This window comes from Shewanella sp. 10N.286.48.B5 (genome assembly GCF_002874355.2).
In the GTDB taxonomy this organism is placed as follows: domain Bacteria; phylum Pseudomonadota; class Gammaproteobacteria; order Enterobacterales; family Shewanellaceae; genus Shewanella.
This window is the reverse complement of record NZ_MCVG02000004.1, coordinates 75080-90982: the sequence shown is the minus strand read 5'-3', so window position 1 is coordinate 90982 and position 15903 is coordinate 75080. Positions and strand designations below refer to the sequence as shown.

14 protein-coding genes are annotated in these 15903 nt (G+C 39.6%); 6 read left to right on the top strand and 8 right to left on the bottom strand.

Features of this window, described 5'->3' with window-relative positions; all coding sequences use genetic code 11:
- Positions 1 to 53: 53 nt before the first annotated feature.
- Positions 54 to 3227, bottom strand: coding sequence for a DUF3427 domain-containing protein (locus tag BCU57_RS19340; RefSeq protein WP_102439852.1), 3174 nt, complete (start codon positions 3225 to 3227; stop codon positions 54 to 56).
- Positions 3228 to 3531: 304 nt separating this feature from the next.
- Between BCU57_RS19340 and BCU57_RS19335 the strand changes: the two genes are divergently transcribed.
- Positions 3532 to 4743, top strand: a complete 1212-nt coding sequence (locus BCU57_RS19335) for an IS256 family transposase (RefSeq protein ID WP_413211473.1) — start codon at positions 3532 to 3534, stop codon at positions 4741 to 4743.
- Positions 4744 to 4961: 218 nt separating this feature from the next.
- Here the strand turns inward: BCU57_RS19335 and BCU57_RS19330 are convergent, their stop codons facing one another.
- Entirely contained in the window at positions 4962 to 6044 is a 1083-nt protein-coding gene (locus tag BCU57_RS19330) for a hypothetical protein (RefSeq protein WP_413211472.1), read from the bottom strand.
- Between the two features lie 541 nt (positions 6045 to 6585).
- Between BCU57_RS19330 and BCU57_RS19325 the strand changes: the two genes are divergently transcribed.
- Positions 6586 to 7260: an inovirus Gp2 family protein gene (locus tag BCU57_RS19325; RefSeq protein WP_102436483.1), complete on the top strand. Its 675-nt coding sequence runs from the start codon at positions 6586 to 6588 to the stop codon at positions 7258 to 7260.
- Positions 7261 to 7471: 211 nt separating this feature from the next.
- On the opposite strand, the gene BCU57_RS19320 is transcribed toward BCU57_RS19325, so the two are convergent.
- From BCU57_RS19320 to radC, 6 genes are all read right to left on the bottom strand, one after another.
- A complete protein-coding gene (locus BCU57_RS19320) occupies positions 7472 to 7690 on the bottom strand; it encodes a helix-turn-helix transcriptional regulator (protein ID WP_102436485.1) in 219 nt (72 codons plus the stop codon).
- Complete coding sequence (locus BCU57_RS19315) at positions 7687 to 8247, bottom strand: tyrosine-type recombinase/integrase (protein WP_102436487.1); 561 nt, start codon at positions 8245 to 8247, stop codon at positions 7687 to 7689. Before BCU57_RS19315 ends, BCU57_RS19320 begins: the two co-directional genes overlap by 4 nt.
- Before the next feature lie 121 nt (positions 8248 to 8368).
- Positions 8369 to 8638: a DUF2787 family protein gene (locus BCU57_RS19310; protein ID WP_413211471.1), complete on the bottom strand. Its 270-nt coding sequence runs from the start codon at positions 8636 to 8638 to the stop codon at positions 8369 to 8371.
- A protein-coding gene (locus tag BCU57_RS19305) for an IS3 family transposase (protein ID WP_102531200.1) occupies positions 8635 to 9812 on the bottom strand; the annotation gives its coding sequence in 2 pieces (ribosomal slippage) (positions 8635 to 9545 and positions 9545 to 9812; 1179 coding nt in all). The genes BCU57_RS19310 and BCU57_RS19305 overlap by 4 nt, the downstream gene beginning before the upstream one ends.
- Positions 9813 to 9854: 42 nt before the next feature.
- On the bottom strand, positions 9855 to 10043 hold the full coding sequence (locus BCU57_RS19300; protein ID WP_413211470.1) for a DUF2787 family protein: 189 nt from the start codon (positions 10041 to 10043) through the stop codon (positions 9855 to 9857).
- Between the two features lie 168 nt (positions 10044 to 10211).
- Positions 10212 to 10688 (bottom strand): RadC family protein, encoded by a 477-nt coding sequence (gene radC, locus BCU57_RS19295; protein ID WP_102436224.1) that lies wholly within the window; start codon positions 10686 to 10688, stop codon positions 10212 to 10214.
- A gap of 146 nt (positions 10689 to 10834) precedes the next feature.
- On the opposite strand from radC, the gene BCU57_RS19290 reads away from it, so the two are divergent.
- The 4 genes from BCU57_RS19290 (at position 10835) to BCU57_RS19275 (ending at position 15903) form a co-directional block, all read left to right on the top strand.
- A complete protein-coding gene (locus tag BCU57_RS19290; RefSeq protein WP_102436226.1) occupies positions 10835 to 11023 on the top strand; it encodes a helix-turn-helix transcriptional regulator in 189 nt (62 codons plus the stop codon).
- A 208-nt stretch (positions 11024 to 11231) separates the two neighbouring features.
- On the top strand, positions 11232 to 12698 hold the full coding sequence (locus tag BCU57_RS19285) for a sigma-54 interaction domain-containing protein (RefSeq protein WP_102436228.1): 1467 nt from the start codon (positions 11232 to 11234) through the stop codon (positions 12696 to 12698).
- A gap of 90 nt (positions 12699 to 12788) precedes the next feature.
- Positions 12789 to 14324, top strand: a complete 1536-nt coding sequence (locus tag BCU57_RS19280; RefSeq protein ID WP_241903449.1) for an AAA family ATPase — start codon at positions 12789 to 12791, stop codon at positions 14322 to 14324.
- Positions 14317 to 15903 carry a VWA domain-containing protein gene (locus BCU57_RS19275; RefSeq protein WP_102436230.1) on the top strand — a complete coding sequence of 529 codons (1587 nt, stop codon included), beginning with the start codon at positions 14317 to 14319 and terminating at the stop codon, positions 15901 to 15903. The genes BCU57_RS19280 and BCU57_RS19275 overlap by 8 nt, the downstream gene beginning before the upstream one ends.

Sequence of the window (15903 nt, the reverse complement as noted above, 5' to 3'; positions counted from 1 at the left end):
CGTTTCCTGAAAACAAAATAAAGCCTTCTGTGCGAGGCTTGATTATGCTTGATTTAACCCACAGCGAGTTTAGCGGTTTGATGCCATAAATAGGCTGGCATAGGGTGTTTCAGTTTCCATGTGATATTCATCGGTTGACTACCTTCATATTTCACAAAATCGATAGGGCCAAAGTTAACAAACCCCATGGTTCTGCCGTGTTGATCCTTAGCTTGTTCTCTGACAAATAAAATGAATGTTTTACCGTTTTTACTTTGGTTTATATAACTCAAACCTCGGCCTGAACATGGTTTGGAACTATTTGGGGTTTGCCAATGAAACAGGGTCGGGCTAATCGCATAATCATGATACATGGTGGTTGCTGAGAATTGTTTTTCACATTTATTTAAAGTAACAAATAGCAGCGCAACATTGGAATTTGGTATATCTAAAATACCTTCACGACTTGATGATTTTTTATCGAAAGTACTGTCACCAAAAGCCACTAGAATATGCTCTTTTGGGTAACGAACATGCATTTTTAATGGTGACGTATCTACCACTGAATTATTAACCACTGGCATAGAGAATTCATTTACTTCAAGTCTTTCTATAAGTAGAGACATGACTTGGCTTAACTCATCTTGTAAGCTTTGATTTTGTAAGGCCAACAGGCTGTCTTTCAGAGTGTTAAATCCAGCGCTTTTACCTGTTTTATCCCAAAAATCATAATGGCACATTAGTGCTAAAAGTCGCTCGCTGGTTGAATGATTATGGAAGTTACTTTCACAGAGCGCTTTTACAAAGCGTAAATAGGAAATAGATGAACAGCTCAATAAGCGATTCTTAATCGCACGATAATAGGCTTCATAAATTGTTTTGCTATCTGGCGATACTTCTTCTCCTTTACTCAATGCCAGCAATACAGTCCATCCTCCTAATTTGTCATGTTTAACTTTGTAAATGTCTTCTAGGCTTATATTTGGGTGGATATGCAAGAAGTTAATCAAGGTTAAAGGCAGGTTGGTCACATGCGGGTAATTGATGATTAAGCTAATAAGCTTATTTTTATTGAGGGTAGCTTGGGTAATATTTTTAAGGATCATGGATTGAGTTTTTTCTTGTAACTCAATGCGGCAGCCTAAAGGTAAATGCGGAAAACCCTGCTTTATTTCTTTAGCGATCGGCTGATTAGTTTTACCCACTAATGCTCTAAATTTATGGGAAAAATCATACTCAGGTCGTGAGTTACCTACAAAGTCTAAAATGGTGCAGCATTCTTTATCATTAGTTAATCGTAAGCCGCGACCCAGTTGCTGCAAAAATATAGTTAAACTTTCAGTAGGGCGTAAAAAAAGCAAGGTGTCTAACTCGGGAATATCGACCCCCTCATTAAAGATATCAACCACAAATAAGACATTTATTTGCTTTAATTTTAACTGCTGTTGCAACACTTCACGGTCGTTACTGTTATCGCTAGTTAATACGCCACAAGCAATATTATGTAAGGTAAACTTTTGCGCCATGAACTTTGCGTGAGCTTTACTAACGCAAAATGCCAACGCCCGCATTTGGGTTATATCTGTCATTATCTCGTCAAGACTTTGCAATATCCGCTGTAGGCGTTGATCGTTATAAGTATAGAGGTGGGTCAATTCGGCAATATCATAACGACCTTTTGACCAAGATATTCGTGTTAAGTCGGTGTCATCATCAATAGCAAAATATTGAAATGGCGATAAGTGCCTTTGATTAATGGCCTCTGGTAAGCGAATCTCAGCAGCAATGACATTACAAAAGTCAGTTAAAATATCTGCCCCGTCATTGCGCTCCGGTGTTGCAGTTAAGCCTAATAGAATTTGGGGGGCAAAATGCTGTAATACCGCTCTATAACTACTTGCTGCAATATGATGTACTTCGTCAATGACGATGTAATCAAAGTAATCTTCACTCAACGCTATGCTATCAATTTGATTATTTAGGCTTTGAATAGAGGCAAATAGTTGCTGAAATTGTGTTGGTTTGTGATTACCGACCCATAACTCACCAAAGGCACTATTTTTTAACACGCCACGATATGCCGCTTGGGCTTGTTTTAGTATTTCTTCGCGATGGGCAATAAATAAGAATTTGGCTTCGGGATTATTTTGATAAAAGCGTGCGAAATCAAAAGCTGAAATAATGGTTTTCCCAGTTCCGGTGGCCGCAACAACCAAGTTTCTGTATCTGCCATGTAGCGCTCGTTCAACTTTTAACTTATCCAGAATGGTTTGCTGGTGAGAGTGAGGCTGAATATCAAAAGAGAAACTCGGCGCTGTGGTACTGAATTGTCCCTTTGCTGCTTGCAGTGCTACATGCAATTTTTCACGGCTTTCAATGTTACCGTCAAAGTACTCAAAATCAGGTGACTCCCAATAGGTTTCAAAAGTACTTAACGACTTTTCAATGATATGGGGGATTTCTTGAGAAGTGATTTTTAGGTTCCACTCTAAGCCGCTTGTTAACGCTGAATGTGACAGGTTAGAAGAACCAATATAACCGGTGTGAAAGCCCGTGTTACGCATGAATAAATAGGATTTTGCATGCAAACGTTCACGATTGGTGTTGTAGCTAAGTTTAACTTCAGTGTTGGGTAGTGATGCTAGAAACTCAACCGCCTTTGCATCAGTGGCGCCCATATATGAAGTGGTAATAATTTTTAATTGCTTACCGCTGCGAGTAAAAGATTCTAGTTCTTTTTTAAATATTCGAATACCTGCCCACTTTATAAATGAAACTAACCAATAGATTTTGTCAGATGACAGGATCTCTCTTTTAATTTCAGTTTCTAGTGAAACGCCCACATTACTGCCACAAAATAACTCACTCTGCGTGAGACCTGTGATTGGCATTATGGCTTCTACGTGCTTAGGTAAATCAGCTGCAATGGGATTAGATTTATCAAATAGCGCAGTAAGAATCTTTCCTTGGCTATCGATTAAGTTTTCGTTAATTAATTCTTTATCGTGAATATGAGTACTGAGCCACTGAACGATAGCATTAGCTAAATTGATCTGCTGATGAACTCTAGTATCGCTATTGGGAACAGAATCCATGGCGATTTCAATAATGCGGGTTAAAAATCGAGATAAGAATGTGGCCGCTTCAGCGGCTTCCAATGTGCGTTCACCAACATAAAAAGAATCACGATCTAAGTTGTGCTCAACCAACTGGGTAATGAGTTGCTCGTATATACCTGCTTGATTCATTGAAGCTCGTTGTTATCTACTATTTGTCAGCCAGGATAACTTAAATGCCTGTAAAGATGAATGGTGTGAATAATATTAAGGTAATCTTTTAAAAACAGTGGTTTGAATGGATTTTAAGGCAGGGGAAGGCGATAAGGTATACAAACTTACCGCCTATAGCGTGTAAAAGTGATTTTAACGGTTATAGCGTGTGAAATTTGATTGCCTAGACAATGGATAAACACTTATCGGGAGACTGTAACTAATTTTGTGTAACTGCTTATCAACACGTACTCTATAGAGAGTCAAGGATAGGCAGATACTCATGAGCAAAAAAGATATTGAAGCTTTTGCTAAAGAAGCTGCTAAAAGCATTAAAACACCAGAAGACTTAAATCAATTCAGTCTGATGCTCAAAAAGATAACGGTCGAAGCCGCTCTTAATGCCGAAATGGATGACCACCTGGGCTATGAGAAACACCATAAATCGACTTCTGCTAATAGCCGTAACGGTAAAACCAGCAAGCGCATTCAAACTGAAGATGGTCAATTTGAGCTTGATACGCCGCGAGACCGTGAAGGCAGTTTCGAACCTCAGTTAGTTAAAAAACACCAGTCCAGATTTACCTCTATGGACGATAAAATATTGTGGCTCTACGCTCAAGGCATGAGTACTCGTGATATCGTTCAAGCCTTTGATGAATGGTACGGCGCAGAGATATCACCCACGTTAGTTTCTCGCGTTACCAACGCCGTTCTAGAGCAAGTTATTGAATGGCAAAGTCGACCTTTAGATGCCATTTACCCAATCGTTTACCTTGATTGTATCGTCGTAAAAATCCGTCAGGATAAGCGCGTTATTAACAAATCTATTTTCTTAGCGTTAGGCATTAACCTTGAAGGTCACAAAGAGCTAATGGGGCTTTGGATAGCTGAAAATGAAGGGGCTAAATTTTGGTTAGGTGTCCTCACTGAACTACAGCAACGAGGCGTTGAGGATATTCTCATCGCTTGTGTTGATGGCTTAAAAGGCTTCCCTGATGCTATCAATACCGTTTATCCAGATACTCATGTACAGCTCTGTATCGTACATATGGTCAGAAATTCATTAAAGTACGTATCGTGGAAAGACTACAAGGCAGTCACTGCGGACCTTAAAAGCATCTACCAATCAACAACGGAGGAGGAAGCTTTACTTGAATTAGACCGTTTCAGCGATACCTGGGATGAGCAATACCCCCAAATCAGCAAGTCATGGCATAATCATTGGCACAACTTAAATACGTTTTTCAATTATCCTCAGGATATTCGTAAGGCCATTTACACAACCAATGCTATAGAGTCGTTAAATAGCGTGATTAGACGAGTGTTGAAAAAACGTAAGGTATTTCCTAATGATGACTCGGCCAAGAAAATGATTTACCTTGCGATAAAAGAAGCCAGTAAAAAATGGACCATGCCCATCCGAAACTGGCGTACTGCGATGAGCCGATTTATTATTGAGTTCGAAGACAGAATTGTGAAGCATATTAACTAAATTGCAGTTACACAGAATCTGTTACACCCTCCTTATCGGCACAAACACAAAACCCAGCAAATGCTGGGTTTTATTGCGTGCTATAAAAGTAAATCTAATTACTCTACATTCTGGATCTGAATGTATTTGAGTTTAAATAATTATTTTTTAATCAAGTGTTTAGGTGTTTTATTTTTATGTGAATTAATATGAACCCACCATTTTACCCACCGCTAAGGCTAAGCCTCAAATAGGCTGTTTATGTACTTTTCGAGAGTCGTATTAGACAGCTCTGCTTCTTTTAGTGCAATTTTGAAGCTCTTAGTGCTCAACTTGATACTTCTTTTATCGGAGCTATTTTCCTTTTTCCTATAGTTTTTTTGTTTCCAGGCTTTATATAGTCGTTCAATAATTTCGTCTCTACTTCCTAGTGTTACTACAACATTAGTTTCCATAAGAGGTTCAAGAGGTTCAGCAGGTTCAACAGGCTCAACAGACTCAGCGGGCTCAACAGGCTCAACAGATTCAGCGGGCTCAACAGGCTCAACAGATTCAGCGGGCTCAACAGGTTCAACAGATTCAGCAGGTTCAACAGGCTCAACAGACTCAGCGGGCTCAACAGGTTTAGCACAATAGGTATTTTTAGTCAGGTAGAATGGCCAAGAATCAAAGATAGCGATGATAGCATTGTACTGATCTTTGGTAGTCATGGGCCGGAAAGTGGGTACTTGTACCCCAAGTTTAAGTATAGATCCCCACAACCACCTACACTGCTCTTCATTATTGCTATCTATCCATTTGTAATTGTCTTTAGGGAATACAGAATAGCTCCATTCACTTTTCATTTGCTCGATGAATATCAATTTTTGCTCTACAGCCATATCACAATTATCCAAGAGCTCAATTGCAGCAAGCTTGCAGTCAGTATGCGAGGATGGAGTATATGAATAATATTGGGTCAGCTGATCATCGATACTCTTAATATTAATCAATTTTTGATGTGCGTAAGCCCATGCCCAAGAACATATTCGTGGGTTCATCTCGTCGAGCCAGGAGAAGTCTTCTGCTAGAAACTGGCGGTCAAACTCCTGCTTCACCAATAATAAATTAGAGATTATTCTTTGATCAAAACCTAAAACAGGTTCAAGCCAAAAAGACTTCAAAGTGATAACCGCTTCCGCATTGGTTAAAGGTTGTTTGATATACCCCATCCATCCATGAGCTGTAATAGCTCTTATAATCCACCTAGATTTCCTCTCATCTTTAACTGCTTCACTTAACCACAACTGAAGAGATTCAAGTTTTGAGTTCAAAATATCCAATGTCTATTTCCATTATTTTTAACTGATTATTTAAGGTATCACATCAAAGATTAATTGTATTTTAAATGTAGATTAATCGAATTTAAAGTGAGTGTTAAATGAATATTAAATGTAGTTTTATTGATTTTTAAACGTAACTTTATTAGATTTTAATCGTGATTTAAATGAGTTTTTAATATGCTTTATTGATTGTTTTTTGTTGAAAAATCGTTCCTTGATTCTATTGTGTGTACTGTAGATATGGCTTTTTAGCTGGTTTGTCGTGTAATGCTTTATTTTCAGAGTAACTCTGAACCACCTCTCCCTAAGCTATCTCGACGAAATCGATATTTCGATCTCTATCAACCACAGGTTTTTCAAAGTTGTCTTGTCGGTTTGTTAATACTACTTAGCTCTTCATTGTTATGTCGAAGACTAATGACAATGCTAGCAGTGTTGAGTAACTAGCCATCACCACTAAAGTGATGGCTTAGATTAAGTGAATGTAATAAAAAAATATTAGTTAGGTAACTCCTATGAACTTAAACATAGGAGATTAGAAATGAATGTTAGACATCAAGATAACAAGAACTTGGTTTTACTTAATGGTAGTGTTTTTAATGGCGTAGCAGTTAATAATAACTATCAGTTGATTCAAAACCACTTGTGCTCGATTCAACGTGTTATTGGGTACTCGCTAGAAGATCATAGGCGAACATTTGTGGTTCGAGTTGATCTACATTTACCAGCAAGACCTGATTGTGCTGATTATCCAATGGAGTTTGATACTAACGTTATCTCACGTTTTATGGCTTCGCTTAAAGCGCAAGTTGAAGCAGACTTATTGATGAAGATGCAGCAAGGTATTCGGGTGCATCCATGTATTGTCAGGTACGTATGGGTCAAAGAAAGGAATGATGCTCTACAGGATCATTATCATGTAGCATTATTCTTTAATCGGGATAGGTACTTTAATCTAGGGGATTATAATCAGCTTGGTAATAATCTCAGTACTAAAATCACTAAGGCTTGGGCTAGCGCGCTACGTAGAGAAGCATTTCAAGCAGCACCACTTGTTCACTTCCCGAAAGATACACCGTATTACACTTTAGATATGAATGCTGTTACTTTCCATCAGGATTATCAATCTGTATTCAACAGGCTTAGCTACTTGGCTAAAGTCGATACCAAGCATTATGGTGATCGTACTCATTCATTTGGCTGTAGTCGCAAATAAGCTGAAAATCGTTTTTAGAAGATAATATATACCTGAAGGCCTTTAGGTTACTAACTCGCATTTTAAAGGTTCCAAGTTCACTAGTCTTGTTGTATTACTTCTTATAAAGCCAATATTCATCACCAAATAAAATAGCTAGAGGTCCGTGAGTGACAGGGCGATATATGACCAAAAAAGAAATGGAGGTAGCTCCACTTCTTAGTGTGGATGATCAACGAGGCTGTGCTCGTTGAAGCATCTTCTGCTCAATCCACTCTTTTACTTCACTCTCTACCCATGCAGCATTCCTTTTGCCAAGTTGAATCGGTTTGGGAAAGTTGTTATCTGCACAGTACTTGTATACGGTTGAGCGAGCAAGGCAAGTCACCTTCATGACTTGCCTTATCTTTAGCAGCTGAAAGTGCTCAGATGTAGGTTGTAGAGTATTCATAATTCAAGCTCCTGAAAGTCTTGGTCGACATCATCCTGCTCAATGCCGATGTATCTCAATGTGACGCCCTCAGAGCTGTGCCTGAGCATCTTCATTACACGACCGATATCTTTAGTGTTTTGGTAGAGATGATAGCCCCTGGTCTTTCTCATGGAGTGTGTACCTAGGGCTAGTTTTATTTCTTCACCTACAGTATTTAATGCCCTGCAAACGTAGCGTCGAGATAACGGTGCTGGTTTTATGGTTTGAGCGCGTTGATTACGGTAGGATTGAAAAAGATAGATATGGTTAGGATGTTCTTGGCGAATACGTGCTATACGCTCAAGGGTTGTCGAGTTGAGTTTAATGTTAGCGAGTTTACCTGTTTTGGACTCACGGATGAGTAACCTGTCGTCTTGGATATCATCAAACTTAATTGCAAGTAGGTCAGAGATGCGTAACGCTAGGTTTAGGCCGATATTCCACACATCAGCAAGTTGTTGGCTAAACTGTTTCTCAAGCAAGAAGCTAATGAGTTTAACCTTATCATGATCTTTTACTGCTTGAACCTCAGGCATGGGCAAGTTCCTTTTTTCTGCTATATCGATGTTTTGGGCACTTTGGTTTCGCAAAGGCCCATGGGGTAAGGGTTTGCTTGTTCCCGTTTTACCAATATGGGAACTTGGGTTTGAAATGGCGTTAATCCAGTGCAATTTGCACCTGATAAACATCCATATGGTGATAGCTGGTGAAGTTGTCACTAAATAGTTCAATCAGCTCTGCTCCTTCATCATGATTTATCCACCCGCCAATCGAGCTATAGACCTGCTTACTGTTAAAGCAGATATCGATATCCTTGATTAGCTCTAGTGAGTCATGCCCATGAAAAGCGAAATCAGTCACGTAAACTAATCGCCAATGATCAAATTGCTTTTCAAGTCTTACCTCAACAGGATGTGTAGTGGTCAAGAAATATTGGCCACAGTCTTAGAGTTTAACCAGAACAATCGTTCTGACTCATTGGGCGTCAGCCCGCCGTTATATTGATGCGGCCGAAGCTGACAATAATATCCAATAATGTATCGTGTAATTTCATTCTGCGCTTCAGTAAAATTACGATACCCTGTAGTTGGTATCCATTCTGTCTTAAGGCTCCTAAAAAAACGTTCCATAGGACTATTATCCCAACAATTCCCACGTCGAGATAAACTTTGTTTGAGCTGGTATCGCCATAATAGTTGCCGATATCTTCTGCTTGTATAGTGAGTCCCTTGATCGCTATGGAACATAACATCTTTAGGTTTACCACGACCTTCATAGGCCATCGAAAGCGCTTTGCCAGTTAAACGACTATCAGGTGATAACGACATAGCCCAGCCAATCACTTTACGTGCAAATAGATCAATCACCACAGCTAAGTACATCCAACGGTTACCAGCCCACACGTAGGTAACATCACCAACCCAGACTTCATTCGGAGCTGTGACAGCGAATTGTCGACCTAGGTGATTAGGGATTTCAATATGTTCTAGTGTCGCTTTTCGGTATTTGTGCCTAGGTACCTGGCAGCTAACTATACCAAGCTCTTTCATCAACTTAGTGGCACGATAACGGCTTAGCGAGACACCCTGCTGGCTAACCATATCTGCAATCGTTCTAGCACCTGCCGATCCATTACTTGCAGTGTGTACTTCGCTGACTAGGCTGCGAAGCTTAACCTTATCTGCGTTAATGGTTATTGGTCTCTTTCTCCAATACTTGTAACTACTACGATGAATACTGAACACTTCGCATAATGTTTTTATGCTATAGCTCTGCCTGAGTTTCTCAATTATTAAGAATTGTTCAGTGAGTCCGACATCAACAGAGCTGTGGCCTTTTTTAATATTTCGTTGTGCTCCTGGAGGCGAGCTAGTTGCTTTTTTAACTCTCGAATTTCAACTTGTTCTGGTGATATAGGTGATGCTTTATGCTGCTTACCTTGTCGCTCTTCTCTTAATTGTCGTACCCACTTATCCATGGTTGATTTGCCCACATTCATAGCTTGAGCAGCTTCAACAATTGAGTAATTCTGATCTAGCACGAGTTGTGCAGATTCAAGTTTGAACTCTGCACTAAAAAGTCTTCTTGTACGTTTTTTCATAGTGTCACCTGTTAACTTATGAGGTGATGATATCACCTCTAACTAGGTGGCCAAATTAACTATGCCACTACAATGAAACCCACCTTGTTCAGGCGAGTAGTCGGGATCTCTAAAATACAAGGTGATGGCATTTGCCTCCTTTGGATTAGTGTTAAGCAACTCTTGTGTTAGTAACTGATAGAAAGGATCTGGCATAGCAGGTCTTTGATTGGTATCAATTGAAATTGTCATATAAACGTCCTTAATGAATAAACACGCAACAGCAAGAGATTAAGAGCACACGCTCTTAATCTCTTGCTAGCTGGTGGTTGAGTTGTTTTGAGTTACATCGAAATTGATAAGCTTCAAAGGTTATTAGCTCGAAGCTTTCGAAATAGAAAATACTGAATGCCGAGACCGTTATATTAGACCTCTTTCCGCCAGTGACACCGGGGATTTACCCACTATTATGTGGTCTAAGACCCTGACATCTATTAATCCCAAAGCATCAATTAACTTCTTTGTTATGAGCTTATCTGCTTGAGATGGTTCAGATTCACCTGAAGGGTGATTGTGGGAAAAGATGACTGCAGCGGCATTTACTTTAAGTACAGCTTTCACTACTTCTCTCGGATAAACACTGGCAGCGTCAATGGTTCCAAAGAACAATTCACGAAACTCGATGAGCTGATGTTGACTGTTGAGCATCATCACCCCAAATACCTCTCGCTCATAACCACCTAACTTGTAAGTAAGGAAGTCCTTTGTGCTCTGAGGGTTAGTGAACACATCCTGATGGTTCAGTTTTTCTGCAATGATACTCGCAGCGCTCTCAAGTACTTGAAGGGCTGTCGTGGGCCAATGTGACGTTGTTTGATTGATAAATTTGTTGTGCATATAAGCCTCCTTTAATCAGTTATTTGCTTATGCACAGTGGTGATATATACCTGAAACTTATTGGTTTCGTATTTTATCTAGGTGATGACAACCGTAAATTTTTACTAGCTCAACTCATGTTGTGAATCAAACATGAGGTATTCACAATGAGACTAATTAAACTGAAAGCAGTAATGGATTGTACTGGGCTAGGGCGCTCAACTATTTATAACTACATTGCAGATGGGAGCTTTCCAAAACCAGTAAGTCTTGGGGCAAGAGCAGTGGCTTGGGTGGAAAGCGAAGTGCAAGATTGGATTTTAGAAAGAATAGAAGAGCGGGATCTGATGGAGTAAAGTAATTTCGAATTAGATCTATTTTTTACCTCCTTATAATTTTCGTCAATTTCATATTGAAAGATTCTGTAACTCAATGATATATTTGATTATTGCGTCTCAAGGTTTATAGGTGGTACGACTCTTATAGATTTAATGGCTATTGGATTAAGCTATGTAAATGACGCTAGTCGTGATCACTATGGATAGATATGAATTGGGTTTAAGGATGAGCAAACAAAGATTATTAGTTAGCTGGATTGGCGGAAATGATCTAAAAATGCCAGAAGGGCATATGAGCGGTCCTATTTGGGCAATGATCAATTCCGTTGAATTTGATTTGATTGAGCTCATTTACAATTATAGCGAAGATGAAGTGCGACCATATTTATCGCTTTTATCTAAGCAAGTTCAATGTAAAGTTAACGCTCGGAAAGCCGAATTGTCTTCCCCAATTGATTATGAAGACATTTATCTTGCAGCTGAAAAAATACTTAATGAGGTTGTGCAGCAAGATTTTCACTTAAGTATATTATTAAGCCCAGGCACACCAGCAATGCAATCGATATGGGTTTTACTTGGAAAGACCCGCTTTCCGTGTACTTTTTATCACGCCTCCTTAGAACAAGGAGTTAATGCAGTTACCATCCCTTTTAATGTATCCGCAGAATACGCTCCTACCGTTACTCAACTAAATACAAATGAATTAAATAATCTAGCTTTGCTTGATGCACCAATTGATTCTGCCTTTGATGACATTATCAGTCAGGACAATAGTATTGCGACATTAAAGTATCAGGCTCAAGTTTTAGCTAAGCATGAAATACCTGTATTAATTTGTGGTGAAAGCGGTACTGGCAAAGAAATGTTTGCTAGGGCAATACACAATGCCAGTGATCGAAAAGACAAACCATTTATTGCGGTAAACTGCGGTGCTTTTCCCTCTGAACTTATTGACTCAATATTATTTGGTCATAAACGTGGGGCATTTACTGGAGCGGTAACTGACAAATCAGGCGTATTTGAACAAGCTAATAATGGAACTTTATTTCTTGATGAGTTCGGAGAGCTGGAACCTGCAGTACAGGTTAGGTTGCTTAGAGTGCTTCAGGATGGCAAATATTCACGTCTTGGTGATACAGCCCTGCAAAGCAGTAACTTTCGGTTAATTACAGCAACCAATAAAAATTTGATTAATGAAGTTGCCCACGGTCATTTTCGTGAGGATTTGTTTTATCGTGTTGCAATAGGCGTCTTGCAGTTACCCCCATTAAGGTCTCGACAGGGTGATTTAGACTTTTTGGCTGACTCACTTCTAAAGAGCTTGGCTAAAGAGCATCCGGCATTGCAAGGTAAAAATATTTCCTTTATTGCAAAAAAAATTATTAAACAGCACAAGTGGCCTGGCAACATCCGAGAATTAAAGGCTACCTTATTGCGAGCGGCATTATGGTCAACATCACATTGTATTGATGAGAATGACATGCAGCAGGCATTGTTTGTTTCAGAAAGTGAAAGTCTAGCAATAATGGATAGAGATATAAGCCAAGGCTTTGATATTAAATCTTTATTATCAGAGATTGAGCAGCATTACATCAGTAAAGCACTTAAGTTAACTGCAGGAAATAAAACAAATGCAGCAAAGTTACTGGGTTATAAAAACCATCAAACACTAAGTAATCGAATCAACAATTAACATTAAATAATAAATATGGCATGGATATCGCTATAACAAATCAAGCCCTGAAATTACTTCAGGAAAAATAATACACATAAGGATATAGCTGTGAACAGTCTTACTAAAATCCCTCACACTTCCCGCAAAGAAAAATTAGTTAGCCTAATGGAAGAAATGAATCATGGCCTTCTAGAGCGTAACGAACAGGTTAAGTTGATGCTACTCGCAGCACTCGCCGGTGAACACGTTCTATTAATTGGTCCTCCAGGTACAGCAAAAAGTGAATTGGCTAAGCGTTTAAAAAGTGTTTTTGTCGAGGCTAGCTACTTTGAGCGTTTATTAACGCGTTTCTCAGTACCAGAGGAGCTCTATGGTCCTTTATCAATTCAAGCCCTTGAAGAAGATAAATACAAGCGCTTAACCAGTGGTTACTTACCTGATGCTTCAGTTGCTTTTATCGATGAAATTTTTAAAGCCAATAGCGCCATTTTAAATAGCCTACTGACATTATTGAATGAACGTGAGTTCGATAACGGTAACCGTAGGTACAAGGTCCCGCTTATTTCAGTAGTGGCGGCGAGTAATGAACTGCCCGAGGGAGAAGAGCTTTCCGCACTCTATGACAGATTTATGCTGCGAAGTTTTGTTGATCCAGTATCAAATGACAGTTTTGATGATCTGCTCATGTTGTCGGGTTCAAAATGCGATCCTGAGTTAGAGAACCGCCTTAAATTAGAAGATTTAACTGAAGTTCAACAGCTCTCTGAAAAGGTCTCGCTAAATCCGTCTGTCATTGAGCTGTGTAAGGCGTTTAAAGAGCATTTACAGCGAGAGGACATCTATGTTTCAGACCGTCGCTGGCTAAAAGTGATTAAGCTAATGAAAGTGTCAGCATTTACTGCCGGGATGAATGAAGTCAGTAATTATGATGCCTGGATTTTGCCTCATTGCCTTTGGAATAAGCCAGAAGAACTACAAGGGCTAAAAGAGGTTTATGAGCAAGCTGTTGCTATCAGTGGAGAATACTCGAATGAACGTTTAGCTAGTTTGATCTCTACATGGGATAACAGACTAAAGTCTGATAAAGCGCAGCAACGGCAAAAGCTCGATGTTAAAGGACGACCTTTATATATCAGTGATAAAGGTAATGAAACAATTAAATCTTCTGGTGAAGTGCAAAAGACTGATAGTGATGGGGAATTACTTTATTGGGATAAAAGTGAGGATAAGGAAACCACTAGAAATTATGAAAGATACAATGGCAGGAATAATAATGACCCTATTATGGTTGATAGGCAAAATAAACCTGTAATGGGACCTGTTACATACTCTGATTTCCATATTCAAGGACGGTTGCAGGAAGTTGGTAATTTGAAAAATACTGCTCAATCGCATATCGAAGCCTTAAGCGAACAATTAGAGTCAGCGACATCAATATTTAATAACCATATTTGGCTAGATAAAACGTTACTTCCTCAAGTCACCGCCAGCCTTGAAAGTGCACTTGAACTTACTAAAAACCAGCTGTCTCAGATAAAAAAATTAGAGACTGGTTTTTCTGCGTTACCGAAAGAAGATGAGTCGATATACGCCAACATGGATGTAGCTGAAGATACTGCTTTAGAAGGTGAACTTTGTGAGTGAACTTAAACCAACAATGACGAAACATAAAGTCGGTTTGTTGGCGCAGTTTGACCAGCAGTTTTCTGCTATTGATTTATTGCCGAAAGAGCTTATGCCTGCAGTTGTCACTTTACCGGGTGGTGACTTAACTAGTCGCTGTGAGTCTATTGCATTACTTCGAAAGCAACTACTAGCTGCAGAAGAGCTGACGCTTCCATGCCCATGGCTGCCAGAGGTGATACAGCAGCAGATCGTGGCTACAATAGAGGCTTCAGGAATCGCTCGTTATTGTAGAAATAACCCAGTAGTGACTGATGCTTTGCTTAGTGATTTGCTAGTTAAACTTGAAGGAGCACAACTCCAGTCATTGGCACTATCACGACAGTTGGCGATCATTGCGGAAAACAAGGCCCTAGAGCAACTACGGCTTGAGCTCGAAGCAATTCAAAAGAAACGCAGTTCTACCAAAAAGAAAATATTATTAGCACTCAATGATGCCCAACGTCTAGATATTAAAGTTCAAGCTGAGCTCAATGCCTGGATGCAGCTAACTACAGGTGCTGGTGGACAATTATTTAAGCTTCCTGACATCTGGTCTGAAAGGTTTGAAATATGGCAAGAACTTGAAGAGGTTTTTACAGATTTAGGCTTGGTGACAGGCCTTGGTTGGGATCTTTCTCTAGGGGTATTTCAAAGCCATGGGTGGATGAATTTAGTTAGGCTACAAAAGATTGTAAAACAGATCCCACAATTGCGTGAAGTCATTGAAACCCTTGGGAGTATGAAAGATACCGAGGGAGAGCCAATTATTGAAGAAATCATTTCTCGCATGAGTGTGATCTTTAGGCATGAAGTTGAAGTGACCACTCCCTTAGTGCCGATGGAAACCAAAGGTATCACTCGTTCAGACTCAATTAGCCGTATGCTGCCACAAGAGGCTGCTTTTTTCGGCCACCCAGTACTTAAAAAACTATGGCATGCGCGTAGAGCTGAGCATGCTTTGTTGAGTTATGCCGTTGAAGGTACTGAGCTAATAACTGAAGTTACCGAACAAGAGCAAGAGTACAAAGAAAACAAAGCGGGTAACAAGGTAAATCGAAACCGTGGCCCTATGATAGTCTGCTTGGATACATCTGGTTCCATGCAAGGTACACCAGAGAATGTTGCTAAGGCACTTGTGTTGCAGTGCATCAGTGTTGCAAAGAAAGAAAAACGAGCATGCTTTGTTTATTTGTTTGGCAGCAAAGGCGAAGTAAAGGAAATGGAGCTCACACCAGATAAAGCTGGACTGGAACAAATGATACTCTTTTTATCTATGTCATTCGGTGGCGGCACAGACGTTGAAGATCCTCTCAACATGGCGCTAGAAAGAAGCGATGAAAAGCAATGGCATCAAGCTGATATTTTGTTAGTTAGCGATGGCGAGTTTACTGTGTCATCAGGCTTATCTCGAAAAATTAACAATCGCAAAGAACAACGAGGGATGAGTGTTCACGGAGTCGTTATTGGAGGCAGTTTGTCGCCAATGGACAAAATTTGTGAGCCTCTGCATCAGTTTTCAAGTTGGTTAGATCTTCAAAATAATAAACATCAAATATAA

Excerpts from the sequence above, each read along its gene's own strand:
- BCU57_RS19290 (WP_102436226.1), top strand. The coding sequence starts at position 10,835 with ATGAGACTAATTAAACTGAAAGCAGTAATGGATTGTACTGGGCTAGGG.
- BCU57_RS19285 (WP_102436228.1), top strand. The coding sequence starts at position 11,232 with ATGAGCAAACAAAGATTATTAGTTAGCTGGATTGGCGGAAATGATCTA.
- radC (WP_102436224.1), bottom strand. The coding sequence starts at position 10,688 with ATGCACAACAAATTTATCAATCAAACAACGTCACATTGGCCCACGACA.
- BCU57_RS19315 (WP_102436487.1), bottom strand. The coding sequence starts at position 8,247 with ATGCCTGAGGTTCAAGCAGTAAAAGATCATGATAAGGTTAAACTCATT.
- BCU57_RS19340 (WP_102439852.1), bottom strand. The coding sequence starts at position 3,227 with ATGAATCAAGCAGGTATATACGAGCAACTCATTACCCAGTTGGTTGAG.
- BCU57_RS19335 (WP_413211473.1), top strand. The coding sequence starts at position 3,532 with ATGAGCAAAAAAGATATTGAAGCTTTTGCTAAAGAAGCTGCTAAAAGC.
- BCU57_RS19300 (WP_413211470.1), bottom strand. The coding sequence starts at position 10,043 with ATGACAATTTCAATTGATACCAATCAAAGACCTGCTATGCCAGATCCT.
- BCU57_RS19320 (WP_102436485.1), bottom strand. The coding sequence starts at position 7,690 with ATGAATACTCTACAACCTACATCTGAGCACTTTCAGCTGCTAAAGATA.
- BCU57_RS19325 (WP_102436483.1), top strand. The coding sequence starts at position 6,586 with ATGAATGTTAGACATCAAGATAACAAGAACTTGGTTTTACTTAATGGT.